This is a genomic window from Pseudomonas sp. R4-84, from assembly GCF_054130985.1.
Genome location: NZ_CP096390.1, coordinates 4,059,622 through 4,078,045 on the forward strand (window position 1 = coordinate 4,059,622; position 18,424 = coordinate 4,078,045).

Consider the following 18,424-nt stretch of genomic DNA (forward strand, 5'->3'; position numbering starts at 1 on the left):
AGCAGGGGTTGCGCCCCGTCCTTTTTTTATCGCCAGAGACTGCCATGACCACGATAGAACAGCTGGGTGCCTTGAGCTCGATCCTGAGTCAAAGCGGTTTGCACAGTCTGTTCCAACCCATCGTATGCCTCTCCGAACGACGCATCCTGGGTTACGAAGCGTTGACTCGCGGCCCGTCCAACAGCCCCTTGCACTCCCCTGTCGCATTACTGTCGGTGGCTCGCCAGGCCGGGCGACTCAGCGAACTGGAGCTGGCCTGCCGTCGCAGCGCCTGCCAGCGCTTCAATGAGCAAAAACTGCCGGGCAAGCTGTTTCTCAACGTCTCGCCCGAATCCCTGCTTGAATCGGCACACCAGACCGGTCGTACGTTGCAGTTGTTGCAGGACTTCGGCATCCCGCCCAGCCAGGTCGTCATCGAACTGACCGAACAAACCCCGATCGATGATTTCCAGCTCCTGCAAACCGCTCTGCATCATTATCGGGCGATGGGTTTTTCCATTGCGCTGGACGACCTTGGCGCCGGTTATTCAAGCCTGCGGCTCTGGTCGGAACTGCGCCCCGATTACGTGAAGATCGACCGGCACTTCATCGATGGCATTCACCAGGACGCGCTTAAGCGAGAATTCGTGGGTTCCATCCTGAAAATCGCCCAGGCATCACGGGCCCAAGTGATCGCCGAAGGAATAGAACTGCCGGAAGAACTGGCCGTGCTGATCGAGATGGGCGTCGATCTGGTCCAGGGTTATCTGCTTGCCCGGCCCCAGGAACACCCGTGCCAGGATGCCAAAGCGCTGATGCCCCGGCAGGACAGCGGGGTGGTGCCCCTGGGCGATGAAGTGAGCGACCTCGGCGCCCTGCTCAACGAACAACCGGCGGTGGCCCACGACACCCCGACGGCGGCAGTCCTGGATGCGTTCCGCCGCCAGGCCAACCTCAACTCCCTGGCAGTGTTGGATGACCGTGGCCAGCCGTGCGGCATCGTCCATCGTCATTCGCTCTCGGACGCGCTGCTCAAACCCTTCGCCACCGACCTCTTCGCGCGCAAGCCCATCAGCCGCCTGATGAGCGACGACTTCCTCGCGGTGGAACTCAACCAATCGTTGCAACAAGTCAGCCGCCTGATCACCAGCCGCGCCCGACAACGCATCGAAGAAGATTTCATCATCACCCTCAATGGCAGCTACATGGGATTGGGGCGCGTGATCGACGTGCTCAAGCTCATCACCGAACTGAAGATCCAACAGGCCCGCTACGCCAACCCGCTGACCTTGCTGCCCGGCAACGTGCCGATCCAACAATGCCTTACCCGCTTGCTGCAGCAGCGTCAGGAGTCGGTAATCTGCTACGTCGACATCGACAGCTTCAAACCCTTCAACGACATCTACGGCTACGGTCGCGGGGACGAAGTCCTACTGTGCCTGGCGCAATGCCTGAACGAACGCATCGACCCCAGCCGCGACTTCGTCGGCCACATCGGCGGTGACGACTTCCTACTGGTCCTCGGCCCGGATGATTGGCGCAAACGCCTGACCCAATTATTGAAAGACTTCCAGAACCACTGCCGCCGCTTCTACCGGCCCGAGCACTTGGAGGCTGGTTGTTTTACTGCGCTGAACCGACAGGGGGTGCGGCAGGAATTTGCGTTGCTGTCGCTGTCGATTGGGGTGGTGCACCTGCGCTCGGAGGCTTGTGCGGGGCTGGATGCCAGTCAGCTGGCCGAACTCGCTTCCCAGGCTAAGCACCATGCCAAGGAGATTGTTGGGGGGAGTTTGTATTTGATAGATGGCGGGGTTGAACGGGTGACCGAGGTGGAGTTGGGGTTGTTGGTTTGATGGCCGCGCGAGGTAGTTAAACCCACCCCGTGGCGAGGGAGCTTGCTCCCGCTGGGCTGCACAGCAGCCCCGTTGGCCAAGGGATGACTGGGGCGAAGCACGGCTCCGGCCTTTAGCTGATCTCTTGCGGGAGCGAGCCTGCTCGCGATAGCGGTTTATCGGTCAGAATCAACTCAATTCGATTCACCTGATCCTATTGCAAATGTCCTAAATTTTAATTTTATTTAGCGTGTTTGCTAATACTTCTTCCAGCTCCTCCCAGTTCTTAGCGTTTTCACAACTTACTGGAGCGTCCCAGTCAGATTTTGATATCAGAAGGACTCTAAAATGACCATCCTGACAAAACTCCGGGTACCAACCGATATCTAAAATTTGATCCAAAGGGAAGCTGGCTTGAAACAGGTCCTCTTTCAGGTCATCTATAAGCAGCGATGGTTCCATGGCTTGATTTAAATGCGAAATATCATCAAATGTTATTTTTCCGCCAAGCTCGCTTATTTTCTGAGTGTTCATCGATTACTTCTTCTTGGTGTATTTTTTAAACGATTCTTCGGATATGGGGTGACCATGAATTGTGCGAGCGCTCAATTCGACTCTCATATAGGGAGTTTCTTTGCCGTCGTTTGCTCCGACCGTTCGTCCCAGATCCATAACTTTCCATGGCTTCCCATTATTAACACTTTGTCCGTTTGCAAAAACATAACGCTCCAGTGCTTCAATATCAGTACCCGGTAAATATCTGGCTGCACCACCGTTGGCAGTAGATTTCACGACGGCGGGCCAAGGCGCTTTTGGAGAAACATGCTTGTTACCGTGATTTGTCCATTCGACATCTGGAAGCTTGGGTGCACCTTCGTTGACACTCGTTGTGTGTCCAGGAGCTTGATCGCCCTGTCCAGGAGTGCACTTACCTTTTCCCGGGCAATCCACCAACCCCAACGGATCCACCCACCCCGTCGGGTTCAGGGTGTACCGGTACCCATTCAACCCACCCGCCAGCTTGCTCGGGTCGAGCGTCAAATACCGCCCCGTCTCCGGATTGTAGTACCGGTGCCGGTTGTAATGCAGGCCGCTTTCCCGGTCGTGGTATTGCCCCTGAAAGCGCAGCGGTTGTTCCAGGCGCTTGCCGTCGCCGTGGCGCAGTTCGGTGAGTTTGCCGTAGCCGTTGTAGCGCGCGGCCCAGACGACTTCGCCTTGGTGGCTGGTCAGTTCCTGAGGGGTGCCGAGGTGGTCGAGGTGGTAGTAGAACGGCGTGGCTTTTTCCGGGCCTGCGCCTTCCAGCAGGGCCAGGGGGCGGAAGGTGCCGGGCTCATAGACGTAGCTCTGGTAGTGACGGTCGCTGCTTTCAGCGATGACCTGGTCGCCCTGCCAGATGAATTCCGTGGTAAGGCCGTCCACGGTCTTTTCGATGCGTCGGCCGAAGGCGTCGTAGCGGTAGGAGGTTTCGCTTTCGTCGGGGGTGGTGACGCCGATGAGCCGATGTTGGCTGTCGTAGCGGTATTGCGTGACGAGGCACTGGGCATGGCCGCGGCGTTCGCGGACCAGGTTGCCGTAGGCGTCGTAGTCATAGTGACGATCACCCTCCATCAGCAGGCGGTTGCCCTTGAGGGTGGTCGGGCCGGGACGGTCGTTGAACAACACATTGCCGGCCGGGTCGTGGGAAAAGTGTTCCGGGGGTTGGCTGTGGGCGTAGTCGATGCGCACCAGGCGATCCAGCGCGTCGTACTGGTAGCCGCGTCGGTTTCGCGTGTCGGAAAGCGCGGCGAGGTTGCCGTTGGCGCTGTAGGAATAGTCACGCCAGAACAGTTGTTTTTGCTGGCTTTGCCACACGGTCTGGGCCTTGAGGCGACCCTGTTCGTCGTAGCTGTAGTCGCTGAGCAACTGGCCCTGCTGGCGCTGGCGTTCGCGGCCGCCCTTGAAGCGGTGTTCGGTCAGGCACGTGCCGTTGAGGTCGATGGCGATCAGCGCCCCGCCTCGCAGGTGGCGGTAATCCAGGGTGCTGCGATCGGGCAGGCGGCAATGGACCAGCCGGCCGACATCGTCGTAGCGATAATGCAGGCTCGCCCAACCCTGGTGTTCGGCGACGAGGCGGTCCTGGTTGTCGTATTCGTAGGCCAGCGGCCAATGGCCGTCTTCAACGCTGATCAGTCGCCCGAGGGCGTCGTAGCCGTACTCGACCGTGGCACCGTCGGGCAAGGTCTTGCGCAGCAGGCGGCCGGCGGTGTCGCGTTGGTAGGCGGTGATCCGCTGGCTGCCGTCGGCGCCGAATTCGGTCTTTTCCAGCAGGTGGCCGTTGAGGTCGTAGGCGTAGCCGGTGCGCTGGCCGTCGAAGCCGGTTTCCTGTCGGATCAGTCCGTTGGGCGTGTAGTCCAGCTGATACTTTTCGCCGGATTCGTTCTCGATTTCGGTCAGCAACAGCCGCGCCGAGTCGTAGCGGTACTTCAGTTCGCTGCCGTCGGGGTTGAGGCGGCGGCTGACCAGGTGCAGATCGTCGGCGTATTCGTAGCGGGTGATGCGCCCCAGTTCGTCCCGTTCCGCGGTGACCTTGCCGTAGGCGTTGTAGGTCCATGCACGGGTCGCGCCGGTGGGCAGGGTGGTCTGTAGCAAGCGGCCCACGGCGTCCCATTGGTAATGGGTGATGGCGCCGCGTTCGTCTTGACGGGTCAGCAGGCGGCCCAGGGCGTCGTAGGTAAAAACTCGCTGGCCGTCGTCCGGCAGGATTTCTTCCGTCAGTTGGCCCAACGGGTTTCGCACAAAATGATGGGCACCGCCGTCCGGGTAGCTGATGGTGTTCAGTTGCCCCTGGTCGTCGTAGTGATACCAAGTGCTTTGGCGAGCCGGGTCGACGACTTCGATGATGTCGCCCTGGGCATTGCGCCAGTAGGTCCACACGGCCTTGCCGCGGGTCCGGGCGTGCAGGAAACCGTTTCGGTATTCGTAGGACGTGGGCTCGCCTTCCGGCGGAATCAGCGCCACCAGCCGTCCGACTTCGTCGTAGCGGTATTCGGTGACGGCGCCCAGCGGGTCTTGCTCGGCGATCAGCCGGCCCTGTTCGTCATAAGCCTTGAGGTGTTCGCCGCCGGCGGGATCGACCTGGCGCACCAGCCGCGCGTGGTCGTCGTGGACATACACGTCCTGGCTGCCATCGATATGCCGGACCGTGACGCTGCCGTCGTCGCCCCAGGTGTAGCGGCTGTCCATCTGCGCGAACGAGGCCCAATGCCGGACACAGCGCGCCGCCGGGCCGAGGCCTTGCCACTCCCAGTAGAAACTCGCGCCCCCGGCCAGTTGCCGCTGGAGGATGACGTGCTGGTCGTCGTAGTCGTAGCGCTCGCTCTCGCCGGCGGCGTTGGTCGCTTCGATGAGGCGCGAACGCGCATCGTAGCGGTAGGTCACCAGGGTCTGTTCGGTGCGCCAGGCTTCGTCGAGGGTCAGCGCCGGGTGGAAGCTCTGATACTCGATGGCGACCAGATGCCGATGCTCATAGCGCAAACGCAAACAGCGGCCGGCACCGTTGTCCAGGCGGCTGATGTCGCCGTAGATGTTGCGTTGGACGGTCAGGCGGTTGTCGTACCGATCGCTCAGGGCCGTCAGATGGCCGTCGCGAAAATGTAGGAAAGGAGCGTCTTCGCCGGGCTGGGCGACGATCAATTCGTCCGGCTCGTTGCTCAGGTAAATCGCCGCGCGGGCCAGGCTGTTGTGGATGGCGGGGCGTTGCAGGCTGGGCCGGGGAAACGTGGTGCGGCGGTTTTCCTGGTCGATCCAGGTCACCTGCTCGCCGTCGATCAACAGGCGATGGGCCAGGGCATGGGTCCATCCGCGGCCGAGCCCGATGTCCAGGTCGGCGGCGCTGGTGCGGTAGAGGCGGGTGAAGACGAAGGGCAAGCGGCCGTCGAGGGTGCCGTCTTCGAGGGTGAGCAGCTCTTCGCCGGTGACCATGGACACCGGGCAACCGTCGGTGCGGGTCTGGGCGGCGCTGTCGGCGGGGTCGCCGTTGGGGTTTTTCGATTGGGCGGGGGCGTCGTCGTGGTGTTCTTGCTTTTTAAGCGTGGTGTTGCGCTGCGCATCCCAGCGCAACTGCATGCGTCCCTTCTTTACGCCGGCGGCAATGCCCCGCGCGGCCACAGCCTTGTAGCGGTCAACGTAGCCCATGAAGCCGTTCACCAGCTCGAAAATGGCACTGATAAAACGTTTCACGGCATCCAGCAGACGAGCACCGTGCCGGCCCAGGCGCATCGAGAGATAAGCAATGCCCGCGCCTGCCCCGACGAAGGTCAGCACCACGCCGATCAACAGGTCAATGACCAACTGCACGACCACTGTGGATAACACCGTCGCCGTGTCGCCCACCAGTTCACTGGGGGGCAGCATGTCCAGCCAGAGACTGGCGGTGCGCACCAACAAGCACAGCGCCGCTTCGTCGCTGGCGAGCAATTGCAGCCTCGCCATGACCAGCGGCGCCGACTCGGCAAGCTGGGCCAGCTCGGCTGCGCTGCTGCCCAACCGTTCGCCGAACCGGGAGGGATCCTTGAGGATGTCCGACAGCAAACTGATGCTGTCCCACACGCCTTCGATCGCCGCCCAACCGCCGGCGAGCAAGCCATTGCCCACCGCTGCCGCCGAAGTCGCCAATGACTGCTGGGCCCACAGCGGCTTGAAGCCCTGCCACTCGCCGCGAAGCCAGTCCGTCAGATCATTCGTCAGGCCGTCGTAGGAAGAAAACAGCTCATCGATTCGCTTGGGGGACACTTCGCCCTGGACACGCACCCGGTAAGACCGCCCCGCCTCGCCCTTGAAGCGACCCACGCCCTGAGCATCCAGCGTGACCGGCGTGGCCTCGCCCGTGTCCACCGCCACCACATCCACCACGATATCGCCCAGCGGGATGTCGTACACGGACTCGAGCTTGCTCTCGATCGTCATGATCCCGCCTTGCGGGCACTGGGCGACGACGGATAGAAAGTCCCTGTCCCGGACGTCGACTGCCGTGGTGCTTTGGCCGAAACGAATCAGTCGTTCCATGCCCATCAGCGAAGGCAGGTCGGCCGCTTGGCTGACGCGATCCGCAGCCCGGCTATACCAACGTTCAAGCTGCTCGCGATAAAGCGAAAGGGTGTCCTGGAAGCTGTCGAGTTCAGCCTCGATGCGGCGCGCCTGATCCATCAGCGCATGGCTCGATCAAGAACCGGCAGGAGAAAACGATCGGGCATGGGCAAGCGTCTCGCAAGAAATCGGAGCGCGAGACTTTGCCGGGGACGGCTTGGGAAATAAGTCAGATAAGGAGGCGGAGCGCGTAGGACAATTCTTTGATTAGCCCCGCAGGGCAATCCCCCTCAGAACGGGGGAATAAAGACTGAGGAAACTAAGGTTCCTGGCCCTTGAGCGACTTGAGCTTTATTTCAGCCAGTGGGTGCCCAGCCTTTGCGGCCAAGGTCCACCAGCGAGCCGCTTCCACCGGATCCGGCGCGCCAGTGGTGCTGCCGGCAAGGCTGATGACACCGAGCTGGTATGCGGCTTTGCCATCGCCGGCAAGTGCGGCGAGGCGCAGCAAGCGAATGCCCTCTTCCCGGGCGCCCAGCCCTTGGCCACGAAATGTCAGGATGTGCCCGTAGAAACTCTGGGCGCCAACGTCGCCCAGGTTCGCCATGCGTGCGAACTGACCTTCGAGCCAGGCCCAGCCACGCGGCTGTCGAACGAACCATGGCCAATGAAACAACCGGCGCGCGAGCCAATAACCAGCCCGGGCCTTGATACGCCAGAGCACTAGGCTTCCGCCGATTCGGGATATTCGTACTCGAACACCCGGACCACTTCCGAAGCATGCCAGGACGCGGCGGCTACGCCGTCGGAAGGACCGGAAAAGCGCCCAAGACGCTCGACGCATTCGAAAAATCCAGTACGCGGCAGCCGGCTGGCGCCTTGGCTGATGACCAGCGAACTGCGCAGCGGTTGTTCGGCGCGGGCGTCCAGCGCGGCCAGGTGTTCAAGCGCTGCGGTCAAGGTCTGCATGGCCGGGCTGGGGAGTTGCAAGCGTTCCAGCAAGGCGCGATAGGTCAACAAATGGCGCTGGCGCCGCGCCTGGTCCAACTCACCCAACAACCCGTCCCAATGTTGCCGACTGATGCGTACACTCACGATTCATCCCTCCAACCCGGCACCGTCAGTTCCCAGGCCAGACTGCGCTTGATAGCGGCGTCGGGCTGACGCTCACCACTCTCGATCATGGCCAGATAAGACGGGCTGATGCCTACCGTGCGGGCCAACGCCTCGATGGCGATGCCCTTCCCTTCGCGCAGACTGCGCAATTGATCCAGACCAGGGAGAACCTGGCCGGGTGCCGCCGCAGGCTGGACGTCTGCCTCGCGCGGCGGAGCTTGTTTAATGCCTGCTGCCTTCAATAACGACTGGTACTGATCCCACGGTAAAACCGCGTACTCGGGCTCTCCGTCGCGTGTGATTACTTGAATATCCATGACTACCCCGTAGGACAACAACACTTAGCGAGTCAGCTTTTTTCCTAGGAAGTGTAATCCTAAATAGCGGCTAAGGTCGCGGGGGCGATGATCTTCTGAAGGGATAGGGCTGGATCAGATCTTTTTCGGGCGTTGGAGCTGAAGTTGTTCCGGGGTATCGGGAAGTCTTTCCACCAACGCGAGCTTCTCGGGTGACTGCCGGTCTCGCCAGGCACGGAAGGCGCTCAGTTCGTCGTCGAGTGTCTTCATGATCCACGCCAGCACGGCGATGTCGTCGAACATGCCGAGCATGGGCAGCAAGTCCGGAATCGCGTCCAAGGGACTCAGGAAGTACATGAGCCCGGCCACTATCGAAAGCAACGACTTGGCGCTGACTGCCCGGTATTCACCACGCCAGTAAGCCAGGCACAACGCCTGAAGCAAGCGCAGGTCGTCCTTGAGCTTGCCTAGCCGCCCTCCTTCACGCGCGCCCTTGCTGGCGACGGCAAACAGTAATGTCGGCAATCGGCCGCGGGCCAAAAGCCGTCCCGCCAGGGGCAGAAATCTCGTGAAATTCCACGGCGCCTTCATTTCTTCTCCCACTGAAATGTTATCCACACAAATTGTGGATAACCTTGTGAACAGAGCTGCATTTCACCGCTGAAGCCCACGGTTCATAAGGGCTCGGCTTAGATCGGGCGTTTTTTACTCACATAAAAAAACCCAATATTTCATTGACTTGATTGGCCGACTGGGTCTAGCACGACGCCTGTATTGCCTATGACTGTGGTCGCTGCCGGGCGTTCGGTTTTTTTGCTCATTTGCCGAAAGCCGAATGCAACAACGCCCCGCATGAGCGAGGCGTTGTCTTTATAGCAGACGCGATTACTTGGCTGCGTCTTCTTTTGCCGGGTCCTTGATGGCCAGCAGCTCCAGGTCGAACACCAGGACCGAGTTGGCAGGGATCGCCGGGCTCGGGCTCTGGGCGCCGTACGCCAGGTCACTTGGGATGTACAGCTTGTACTTCTCACCGACGTGCATTAATTGCAGGCCTTCGACCCAACCTGGGATCACACCGCTGACCGGCAGGTCAATCGGGCTACCACGCTCCACGGAACTGTCGAAGACAGTACCGTTGGTCAGCTTGCCGGTGTAGTGAACGGTCACCACGTCGGTCGGCTTGGGCTGCGCGCCGTCGGCTTTCTTGACGACTTCATATTGCAGGCCCGAAGCGGTGGTGGTCACGCCGGCCTTCTTGCCATTTTCTTCGAGGAATTTCTTGCCAGCCGCAGCCGACTCTTCGCTCATCTTGGCCATGCGCTCTTCGGCACGTTTTTGCAGTGCGGCAAAGGCCTCGACCAACTCTTCGTCTTTCAGCTTCTGTTCTTTCTTGCCGACGGCATCTTCGATGCCCTGGGCCACTGCTTTGGAGTCCAGGTCATCCATACCTTCCTGAGCCAGGCTCTTGCCCATGTTCAGGCCGATACCGTAGGAAGCTTTCTGCGCCGGGGTTTTCAGCTCTACGCTGGTCTGCGAGTCGCAACCCGCCAGTACCAGGCCAACCAGGGCAACCGCCGCCGCCAACCGATGCTGTTTCATGCTATTTCCTTGTTCATGCGCCTAAAGGGCAATCGAGTAAAGCCGCGAGCTTATCAGGCGGCCACGACCAATGGCTACCGGCATGTGAGCCGCAAAGTGATGATAAGTTCAGGCCGGCAAACGCTTTTTAATCCTGGGCAGATGAAGCATCTGTCATCTATTACGAACCGGGACAAATAGCCGCCCCGCCGCCAGCCCAGGGTAATGGCCACTTGCCGGCCAAGCGGCACTGAGGCATAAGGGCATATCAAAAAAAACAAGGACGTTACCGTGCGCCTCCTCTCTCGCATTCTTTTGCTGATCCTCACACTGCTGGTCGTCGCCGCGGCCGTGGTGCTTTATTACGTCGCCAACCCGCGCCTGCCCGCCTATACACCTGTCGAACAGGTGCATTACCTGGAGCAATGGAGCCCCGCCGAGCGCCAAACCTACTACTTCACGCCCCAGGGCACCCAGGTCAAAGGCCTGCGCTATGACTGGTTCACCGCCTTGGAACTTCCTTTTTCGCAACAGCGCTTCGCTTCGCCGGAGTACTTGGCGCGCTTCGGTTTCCTCGTCGATCCGGCGCAGAAGGCCACGCCGGAAAACCCCGGCAACCTGCCGGTAGGCTTCACGCGGCACCAAAATGCCAGCAACAGCGAGCAATATCTGGACATCACCTGCGCGGCCTGCCACACCGGCGAATTGCGCTTCAAGGGCCAAGCGATACGGATCGACGGCGGTTCAGCCCAGCACGTGTTGCCATCGACTGTTCCGACACTGCGCGGAGGTAGTTTCGGACAGGCATTGGTCGCGAGTCTCGCCTCGACTTACTACAACCCATGGAAATTCGAACGCTTCGCCCGCCAGGTGTTGGGCAACGACTACGACGCCCGCCATGAAGAGTTGCGCAAGGCGTTCAAGGTGTCCCTGAACACTTTTCTGCGCACGGCCTGGAACGACACCCACCGCGGCCTCTACCCTACCGAGGAAGGCCCTGGCCGTACCGACGCCTTCGGCCGTATCGCCAATGCAAGCTTTGGCGATGCCATCTCGGCAGAAAACTACCGGGTCGCCAACGCGCCGGTGGATTACCCGCAATTATGGGAAATGTGGACATTCGACTGGGTGCAATGGAACGGCTCGGCCCAGCAACCGATGGCCCGCAATGTCGGCGAAGCGTTGGGCGTCGGTGCCACGTTGAGCTTCTTCGACGCCCAGGGCAAACCGTTACAGGGCGACGCACGCTATCCATCCAGCGTACGCGTGCGCGACCTGAACAAGATCGAAGAAACCCTGCAACTGCTCAAGCCCCCAGCGTGGCCGGAAGCATTGCTGGGCTCGATCGACAAGCCGTTGGCCGCAAAAGGCCGGGCGCTGTTTACCGAAAACTGTGCCGGCTGCCATGTGCCCAAGGTTATCCAGGGCCCCGACAGACCGGTCCAGCAATTGCACATGCTGCCGGTGAAAGTGATCGGCACCGACCCCGGCACTGCGAACAATATCGCCGACCACCGTTTCAATCTGACCAGTCTGCAATGGGATCCGGCCGAACTGGCGAAGCTGGATGTACAACTGCACCCGACCCCGACAGAGCCACTGGACCTTAGCCGGGTCTCGGTCGCCAAGGGCCTGGCCTATGTCACGGCATTCGTCGAAAACCGCGCCTATCGCGACGCCGGCGTCACGCCAGCCGAGCGCCCGGCCCTGGATGGTTTTGGCCTGCCCATCGGCGTGCGTGAACTGCGCGCCTACAAAGCGCGACCGCTGGCGGGCGTCTGGGCCACCCCGCCCTTCCTGCACAACGGCTCCGTGCCAACCCTCTATCAATTGTTGTCGCCCCAGGCTGAGCGGGCCACCACCTTCTATAAAGGCAGCTTCGAGTACGATCCGCGACACCTGGGCTATCGCACGGAGGCCTTTGCCAATGGATTTCTCTTCGATACGCGGGTCACTGGCAATCACAACAGCGGCCATGAGTTCCGCGCGGGCGAGCGAGGCAATGGCGTTATCGGTCGCTTGCTGCAACCGCAAGAGCGCTGGGCCTTGCTGGAGTATTTAAAGGTGCTCGGCGGGCCACTGGAGTCGCAACTGTAATGACGAACCCCACAGGTAAAAGGATGTTTGCATGCTGATCACGCTCTGGCTGCGCCTCGGCGCCTTTTTGGGCAAGACGCTTCTATGGCTGCTGGGCATCGGGCTGCTCGGCTGGGCCCTGGCTGCCGCTTGGTTCGCCTGGCAACACAGCGGACCGGTCCCGGACAAGGAACAGATACCGCCCGACGAAAGCGCCATGACCCAGGACATCATCCAGACCGCCATCCGCATCGTCGACCAGCACCGCGAAGGTACCCGCTACCTGCGCGATGCCCATGCCAAAGCCCACGGTTGCGTCATGGCCGAAGTCCAGGTGCCCAGTGACCTGCCTGCGCCATTGCGCCAGGGTGTGTTCGCTGAACCGGGCAGGACCTGGCAGGCAACGATCCGCCTCTCCAATGGCAACGCTTATCCCCAGTTCGATAGCCTGCGCGATGCGCGGGGGATGGCGATCAAACTGCGGGACGTGCCCGGCAAGCAACTGCTGGCTGATCGGCAATCACAGGGCGAGCAGGATTTCGTGATGTTCAATCATCCGAATTTCTTCGTCAGTGATGTCGCCGAGTACCGTCAGAACGTGGCCGCGCAAGCCGATGGAAAAAAGGCAATGGCGTTCTTTCCAAGCCTGGACCCACGCACTTGGCAGATCCGCCATCTGTTTATCGCCCTGGCGACACTTTCGCCGCCTCCGGCAAGCCCGACCCAGACCACCTATTTTTCGGTTTCGCCTTACAAGTTCGGCGAAGTCAATGCCAAGTTTCGCGTCACGCCGGATGCAGACAGTTGCCCAGGCTACACCTTGCCGCCCCAAAACCAGGATCTGCCGAATTTCTTGCGTAGCGCGCTGAATCAGCAGTTATCCACCGATCGCGTGCCGGCCTGTTTTGTCTTGCAGATCCAGCACCAGGACCCGAGCAAATACATGCCGATCGAAGACACCAGTATTGAATGGAAGGAAAGCGATGCGCCGTTCGAAACGGTGGCGCGGATCAAGGTTCCGGCACAGGATTTCGATACGCCCAAGCTGAACCTGGCGTGTGACAACCAGTCTTTCAACCCGTGGTTTGGCATCGAGGCCCATCGACCCATTGGTGGGATCAACCGTTTGCGCAAGGCGGTGTACGAGGCGGTCAGCGATTACCGCCACAGCCGGAACGCTGAGCAGTAGCAAGGGGCCAAATGACAGGCAACAAAAAGCCCGCTCAATGAGCGGGCTTTTTGGTTAGCACTTGGCGTTCAGTGTTCCAAGTGCCGAATATGGCGCAGCGGACGGGACTCGAACCCGCGACCCCCGGCGTGACAGGCCGGTATTCTAACCGACTGAACTACCGCTGCGCGTAACATTGAAAGTTTGGTGGGTGATGACGGGATCGAACCGCCGACATTCTGCTTGTAAGGCAGACGCTCTCCCAGCTGAGCTAATCACCCTTCACTTTCGATGCGGGGCGCATTCTCTCACAGTTTTTTATAACGTGCTGATTTAATTGGTAAATTCAGCAAAAAAAATGTGATTCACACGCACCGCGGGAACTGCAAACAGCAAAAAGCCCGCGTTAGCGGGCTTTCTGTGGTGACCTGGCGTTCAGTGTTCCAGGTAACCGAATATGGCGCAGCGGACGGGACTCGAACCCGCGACCCCCGGCGTGACAGGCCGGTATTCTAACCGACTGAACTACCGCTGCGCGTAACACTGGAAGCGAATGGTGGGTGATGACGGGATCGAACCGCCGACATTCTGCTTGTAAGGCAGACGCTCTCCCGGCTGAGCTAATCACCCTTCACTTTCGGTGTGGCGCGCATTCTACGGAGCACTCCCCGACCTGGCAAGCACTTTTTAAATTAATTTTTTCAGGTCTTCCAAAGGCTTAGCGAAGGGTTGGCCTATGACGCCGCGAAGAGAATAATGCCCCCCTTTGTATAAAGGAGAGACTCACCCCATGTGGTTCAAGAACCTGCTTATCTATCGCCTGACCCAAGATCTGCCTTTTGATGCCGAGGCGTTGGAAACTGCACTGGCGAGCAAACTGGCGCGCCCCTGTGCAAGCCAGGAGTTGACCACTTACGGTTTCGTCGCGCCATTTGGCAAAGGCGAAGACGCCCCCCTGGTGCACGTCAGCCAGGACTTCCTGTTGATCGCCGCACGCAAGGAAGAACGCATCCTGCCGGGCAGCGTCGTGCGCGACGCGGTCAAGGAAAAGGTCGAAGAGATCGAAGCCGAGCAAATGCGCAAGGTCTATAAAAAGGAACGGGACCAGATCAAGGATGAAATCATCCAGGCGTTCCTGCCTCGTGCGTTTATCCGACGCTCGTCTACCTTTGCCGCCATCGCGCCGAAACAGGGCCTGATTCTGGTCAACTCCGCCAGCCCGAAACGTGCCGAAGACCTGCTCTCCACCCTGCGCGAAGTCATCGGCTCACTGCCGGTACGCCCACTCACAGTGAAGACAGCGCCTACCGCGATCATGACCGACTGGGTCAAGACGCAGAAAGCCGCGGACGATTTCTACGTGCTGGACGAATGTGAGCTGCGCGATACCCATGAAGACGGTGGCATCGTCCGTTGCAAGCGCCAGGACCTGACCAGTGACGAGATCCAACTGCACTTGAACACCGGCAAGGTGGTGACGCAGCTGTCGCTGGCCTGGCAGGACAAGCTGTCCTTCGTGCTCGACGACAAGATGGTGGTCAAGCGCCTCAAGTTCGAAGACCTGTTGCAGGACCAGGCGGAGCAGGATGGCGGCGATGAAGCCCTCGGCCAACTGGATGCCAGCTTTACCCTCATGATGCTGACGTTCGGCGAATTCCTGCCGGCGTTGGTTGAAGCGCTGGGTGGGGAAGAGATTCCGCAGGGGATCTAAGAAGTAACGATTGCCCTGTGGGAGCGAGCCTGCTCGCGATAGCGGTATGACAGCCACCGAGGTGTTGACTGACACGCCGCTATCGCGAGCAGGCTCGCTCCCACATTAGTATTTGGTGTTCTTAATAATAAGGATCAGGTCATGCGTGCGTTGGCTGCGTTAAGCCGCTTTGTCGGCAATACATTCGCTTATTGGGTGCTGTTCTTTGCGGTGCTGGCGTTCATGCAACCGCAATGGTTCGTCGATTTGAAAGTCGCCATCGTGCCACTGCTGGGACTGGTGATGTTCGGCATGGGCCTGGCACTCAAGCTGGAAGACTTCGCCGAAGTGGCTCGTCGTCCAGGACGCGTGGCCCTGGGCGTGATTGCCCAGTTCGTGATCATGCCGGGCACCGCGTGGCTGCTCTGCCAAGCGTTCAGCCTGCCGCCGGAAATCGCCGTTGGGGTCATTCTGGTGGGTTGCTGCCCGAGTGGAACCTCGTCCAACGTCATGACCTGGCTCGCACGCGGTGACCTGGCGCTGGCCGTGGCGATTTCCGCCATCACCACCCTGCTTGCCCCTTTGCTGACCCCGGCGCTGATCTGGCTGCTGGCGTCGGCCTGGTTGCCGGTGTCGTTCTCCGCCTTGTTCTGGTCGATCCTGCAAATCGTGTTGCTACCCATTGCCTTGGGCATCGTTGCCCAGCGCTTGTTGGGTGCGCGGGTACGTCACGCCGTAGAAGTCCTGCCGCTGGTATCGGTGGTCAGTATCGTGATCATCGTCGCCGCCGTGGTGGCGGCCAGCCAGGCGAAAATCGCCGAATCCGGCCTGTTGATCATGGCTATCGTCATCCTGCATAACAGCTTCGGTTATCTGCTGGGGTATTTCACCGGTCGGCTGTTTGGATTGCCACTGGCCCAGCGCAAAACCTTGTCCCTGGAAGTAGGCATGCAGAACTCCGGCCTAGGCGCGGCATTGGCCAGTGCGCACTTCTCGCCGCTGGCGGCGGTGCCCAGCGCTTTGTTCAGCGTCTGGCACAACATCTCCGGCGCCCTGCTCTCGACCTGGTTCCGTCGCATGAGCGAAAAGCAGGACAGAGAAGAGCTCTCCCGGCAGACGGCGGACTGATAGGCGGACTTGACCGAACAGTCAGCATTGGGCATTCTGGCGCCCGATGCGGGGACGACCCTGCGCGCCATAGCGTTTTTGTCCGGGGACGACCCCATCCATCGATGAGGTGTGTGATGTCCTGGATCATTCTGTTTTTTGCCGGCCTGTTCGAAGTCGGCTGGGCTGTCGGCCTTAAGTACACCGACGGTTTCAGCCGCCCGCTTCCTACCGCATTGACCATCGCGGCCATGGCGATCAGCCTTGGCCTGCTGGGCCTTGCCATGAAGGAACTGCCGCTGGGTACGGCCTACGCAATCTGGACCGGGGTCGGTGCAGTAGGCACGGTGATCGCCGGGATCATTCTGTTTGGTGAATCGATGGCACTGATCCGATTGGCCAGCGTCGCGTTGATCATTGCCGGGCTGATCGGACTCAAGGCCAGCGCTTAAGCCTCCACCGCCTTCGCGAGCAGGCTCGCTCCCACAGTCGACCGAGTGAATGCGGTCCATTGTGGGAGCGAGCCTGCTCGCGAAGAAGCCCGCAAAATCACAGCTATTACCTGACAGCCCCACGCAACTCGCCCACCAACGCCTGCAACTTCGCAGGCTCAGCCGACTCGACCGCTACCGCCGTCCCCGCCACCAAGGTCACGCGCGACCAGAACCGACGGAACATCCCTTTACCCGGGTCGCGACTGAAGAAACTCCCCCACAACCCCTGCAACGCCAGCGGAATCACCGGCACCGGCGTTTCCTGAAGGATGCGCGTCAAGCCGCTCCTGAATTCATTGATCTCACCGTCGGCGGTCAACTTTCCTTCAGGGAAGATGCACACCAGCTCGCCGTTTTCCAAATATTGGGCGATGCGGCTGAAGGCCTTTTCGTAGATATGAATATCTTCCTGGCGTCCGGCAATCGGAATCGTCCCAGCGGTTCGAAAGATAAAGTTCAGGACCGGCAGGTTGTAGATCTTGTAGTACATCACGAAGCGAATCGGCCGACGCACCGCACCGCCAATCAGCAAGGCATCGACAAACGACACGTGATTGCACACCAGCAGCGCGGCACCCTCATCGGGAATCGCCTCCAGGTTGCGATGCTCCACACGGTACATGGAATGGCTGAGCAGCCAGATCATGAAGCGCATGCTGAACTCGGGGACGATCTTGAAGATGTAGGCGTTGACGCCAATGTTCAGCAGCGACACCACTAAAAACAGCTGGGGGATCGACAGCTTGGCCAGGCTCAGCAGGACGATGGAAACGATCGCCGAGACCACCATGAACAAGGCGTTGAGAATATTGTTGGCGGCGATCACCCGCGCCCGCTCGTTCTCAACGGTACGCGACTGGATCAGCGCATACAGCGGCACGATGTAGAAGCCGCCAAAGATACCCAGGCCGAGGATATCGATCAGGACCAGCCAGGCGTGGCCAAACCCGAGAATCTGCAGCCAGCCATGGCCGTCGGCGTTGTCGGGGATTCCACCGGAGTGCCACCACAGCAGCAGGCCGAACACCGTCAGCCCGAACGAACCGAACGGCACCAGGCCGATTTCCACTTTGCGCCCTGACAGTCTTTCGCAGAGCATCGAACCCAGGGCAATCCCTACTGAAAAAACCGTGAGAATCAGGGTCACCACGGTTTCGTCGCCGTGCATCCATTCCTTGGCGTACGCGGGAATCTGCGTCAGGTAGATCGCCCCGACGAACCAGAACCAAGAGTTGCCGACAATGGAGCGGGACACCGCCGGAGTCTGCCCGAGGCCCAGCTTCAAGGTCGCCCACGATTGGCTGAAAATATTCCAGTTCAAGCGCATCTGCGGCGAGGCCGCCGCCGCCCGTGGGATGCCGCGACTGGCGAGGTAACCGGCCACGGCAATGCCGACAATGGCCACCGACACCACCGGCGCGTAGTGCGCCGAAGACATCATGATCCCCGCACCGATGGTCCCCGCCAGGATGGCCAGGAACGTACCCATTTCCACCAGGCCATTGCCACCGACCAGTTCGTCTTCGCGCAGGGCTTGCGGCAGGATCGAATATTTCACCGGCCCGAACAACGCCGAGTGGGTGCCCATGGCGAACAGCGCCACCAGCATCAGCCACAGGTGATCGAACAGGAAACCCACCGCGCCGACCGCCATGATCGCGATTTCGCCCAGCTTGATCAGGCGGATCAAGGCGTCCTTGGCGAACTTCTCCCCAAACTGCCCCGCCAGCGCCGAGAACAGGAAGAACGGCAGAATGAACAGCAGCGCGCAAAGGTTGACCCAGATCGAGCGGTCGCCCTCGATGGCCAGTTTGTAGAGGATGGCGAGGATCAATGATTGCTTGAAGACGTTGTCGTTGAACGCGCCAAGGGACTGCGTAACGAAGAACGGCAGGAAGCGCCGCGTGCGAAGCAAGGTGAACTGTGAAGGGTGACTCATCTTCCATGTTCCTGAGTGGCGTGGACGCTTATTGGAATGACGCTTTTTCGATCCAGGCCACACATTACCTGTCTTTGGCGATTATTTC

The 18,424-nt window shown here is 60.2% G+C and carries 14 protein-coding genes and 4 tRNA genes; 6 read left to right on the plus strand and 12 right to left on the minus strand.

Annotated elements, in window-relative coordinates:
• Positions 1-44: 44 nt before the first annotated feature.
• On the plus strand, positions 45-1,832 hold the full coding sequence (locus M1D68_RS18525) for a bifunctional diguanylate cyclase/phosphodiesterase (RefSeq protein ID WP_434648632.1): 1,788 nt from the start codon (positions 45-47) through the stop codon (positions 1,830-1,832).
• Between the two features lie 207 nt (positions 1,833-2,039).
• Here M1D68_RS18525 and M1D68_RS18530 read toward each other — a convergent pair whose 3' ends face one another.
• The 7 genes from M1D68_RS18530 to M1D68_RS18560 form a co-directional block, all read right to left on the minus strand.
• Positions 2,040-2,345, minus strand: coding sequence for a hypothetical protein (locus M1D68_RS18530; protein WP_457968007.1), 306 nt, complete (start codon positions 2,343-2,345; stop codon positions 2,040-2,042).
• A gap of 3 nt (positions 2,346-2,348) precedes the next feature.
• The gene (locus tag M1D68_RS18535; protein WP_457968008.1) at positions 2,349-6,995 is read right to left on the minus strand and encodes an RHS repeat-associated core domain-containing protein; all 4,647 of its coding nucleotides are present in this window, start codon (positions 6,993-6,995) and stop codon (positions 2,349-2,351) included.
• Positions 6,996-7,194: 199 nt separating this feature from the next.
• On the minus strand, positions 7,195-7,596 hold the full coding sequence (locus tag M1D68_RS18540; RefSeq protein ID WP_434560141.1) for an SEL1-like repeat protein: 402 nt from the start codon (positions 7,594-7,596) through the stop codon (positions 7,195-7,197).
• Positions 7,596-7,967, minus strand: a complete 372-nt coding sequence (locus M1D68_RS18545; RefSeq protein ID WP_003179080.1) for a hypothetical protein — start codon at positions 7,965-7,967, stop codon at positions 7,596-7,598. Before M1D68_RS18545 ends, M1D68_RS18540 begins: the two co-directional genes overlap by 1 nt.
• Positions 7,964-8,305 (minus strand): helix-turn-helix domain-containing protein, encoded by a 342-nt coding sequence (locus tag M1D68_RS18550; RefSeq protein WP_434560143.1) that lies wholly within the window; start codon positions 8,303-8,305, stop codon positions 7,964-7,966. Before M1D68_RS18550 ends, M1D68_RS18545 begins: the two co-directional genes overlap by 4 nt.
• A 114-nt stretch (positions 8,306-8,419) precedes the next feature.
• Positions 8,420-8,875, minus strand: coding sequence for a YkvA family protein (locus M1D68_RS18555; protein WP_420767871.1), 456 nt, complete (start codon positions 8,873-8,875; stop codon positions 8,420-8,422).
• Between the two features lie 294 nt (positions 8,876-9,169).
• Positions 9,170-9,883: an FKBP-type peptidyl-prolyl cis-trans isomerase gene (locus M1D68_RS18560; protein ID WP_030142016.1), complete on the minus strand. Its 714-nt coding sequence runs from the start codon at positions 9,881-9,883 to the stop codon at positions 9,170-9,172.
• 270 nt (positions 9,884-10,153) lie between these two features.
• On the opposite strand from M1D68_RS18560, the gene M1D68_RS18565 reads away from it, so the two are divergent.
• Together M1D68_RS18565 and M1D68_RS18570 are read left to right on the plus strand one after the other, a co-directional pair.
• Entirely contained in the window at positions 10,154-11,959 is a 1,806-nt protein-coding gene (locus M1D68_RS18565) for a di-heme-cytochrome C peroxidase (protein WP_457968009.1), read from the plus strand.
• A gap of 31 nt (positions 11,960-11,990) precedes the next feature.
• Positions 11,991-13,127, plus strand: coding sequence for a catalase family protein (locus tag M1D68_RS18570; RefSeq protein WP_457968010.1), 1,137 nt, complete (start codon positions 11,991-11,993; stop codon positions 13,125-13,127).
• A 90-nt stretch (positions 13,128-13,217) separates the two neighbouring features.
• On the opposite strand, the gene M1D68_RS18575 is transcribed toward M1D68_RS18570, so the two are convergent.
• From M1D68_RS18575 to M1D68_RS18590, 4 genes are all read right to left on the minus strand, one after another.
• Positions 13,218-13,294: transfer RNA gene (locus M1D68_RS18575), tRNA-Asp, on the minus strand.
• A 17-nt stretch (positions 13,295-13,311) separates the two neighbouring features.
• Positions 13,312-13,387: transfer RNA gene (locus M1D68_RS18580), tRNA-Val, on the minus strand.
• Positions 13,388-13,564: 177 nt separating this feature from the next.
• Positions 13,565-13,641: transfer RNA gene (locus M1D68_RS18585), tRNA-Asp, on the minus strand.
• A gap of 19 nt (positions 13,642-13,660) precedes the next feature.
• Positions 13,661-13,736, minus strand: a tRNA-Val gene (locus tag M1D68_RS18590).
• Positions 13,737-13,896: 160 nt separating this feature from the next.
• On the opposite strand from M1D68_RS18590, the gene rdgC reads away from it, so the two are divergent.
• From rdgC to sugE, 3 genes are all read left to right on the plus strand, one after another.
• Positions 13,897-14,817: a recombination-associated protein RdgC gene (gene rdgC, locus M1D68_RS18595; RefSeq protein ID WP_434560149.1), complete on the plus strand. Its 921-nt coding sequence runs from the start codon at positions 13,897-13,899 to the stop codon at positions 14,815-14,817.
• Between the two features lie 141 nt (positions 14,818-14,958).
• Positions 14,959-15,924, plus strand: a complete 966-nt coding sequence (locus M1D68_RS18600) for a bile acid:sodium symporter family protein (RefSeq protein ID WP_420767875.1) — start codon at positions 14,959-14,961, stop codon at positions 15,922-15,924.
• Positions 15,925-16,040: 116 nt separating this feature from the next.
• Positions 16,041-16,355 (plus strand): quaternary ammonium compound efflux SMR transporter SugE, encoded by a 315-nt coding sequence (sugE, locus tag M1D68_RS18605; protein WP_420767876.1) that lies wholly within the window; start codon positions 16,041-16,043, stop codon positions 16,353-16,355.
• A 106-nt stretch (positions 16,356-16,461) separates the two neighbouring features.
• Here sugE and M1D68_RS18610 read toward each other — a convergent pair whose 3' ends face one another.
• The gene (locus M1D68_RS18610; protein WP_457968011.1) at positions 16,462-18,336 is read right to left on the minus strand and encodes an MFS transporter; all 1,875 of its coding nucleotides are present in this window, start codon (positions 18,334-18,336) and stop codon (positions 16,462-16,464) included.
• Positions 18,337-18,424 lie beyond the last annotated feature (88 nt).

Bases quoted from the DNA above. Each gene is read 5' to 3' on its own strand.
- M1D68_RS18600 (WP_420767875.1), top strand. From the start codon at position 14,959: ATGCGTGCGTTGGCTGCGTTAAGCCGCTTTGTCGGCAATACATTCGCT.
- M1D68_RS18610 (WP_457968011.1), bottom strand. From the start codon at position 18,336: ATGAGTCACCCTTCACAGTTCACCTTGCTTCGCACGCGGCGCTTCCTG.
- M1D68_RS18525 (WP_434648632.1), top strand. From the start codon at position 45: ATGACCACGATAGAACAGCTGGGTGCCTTGAGCTCGATCCTGAGTCAA.
- M1D68_RS18555 (WP_420767871.1), bottom strand. From the start codon at position 8,875: ATGAAGGCGCCGTGGAATTTCACGAGATTTCTGCCCCTGGCGGGACGG.
- M1D68_RS18535 (WP_457968008.1), bottom strand. From the start codon at position 6,995: ATGGATCAGGCGCGCCGCATCGAGGCTGAACTCGACAGCTTCCAGGAC.
- M1D68_RS18570 (WP_457968010.1), top strand. From the start codon at position 11,991: ATGCTGATCACGCTCTGGCTGCGCCTCGGCGCCTTTTTGGGCAAGACG.
- M1D68_RS18550 (WP_434560143.1), bottom strand. From the start codon at position 8,305: ATGGATATTCAAGTAATCACACGCGACGGAGAGCCCGAGTACGCGGTT.
- rdgC (WP_434560149.1), top strand. From the start codon at position 13,897: ATGTGGTTCAAGAACCTGCTTATCTATCGCCTGACCCAAGATCTGCCT.
- sugE (WP_420767876.1), top strand. From the start codon at position 16,041: ATGTCCTGGATCATTCTGTTTTTTGCCGGCCTGTTCGAAGTCGGCTGG.
- M1D68_RS18530 (WP_457968007.1), bottom strand. From the start codon at position 2,345: ATGAACACTCAGAAAATAAGCGAGCTTGGCGGAAAAATAACATTTGAT.
- M1D68_RS18560 (WP_030142016.1), bottom strand. From the start codon at position 9,883: ATGAAACAGCATCGGTTGGCGGCGGCGGTTGCCCTGGTTGGCCTGGTA.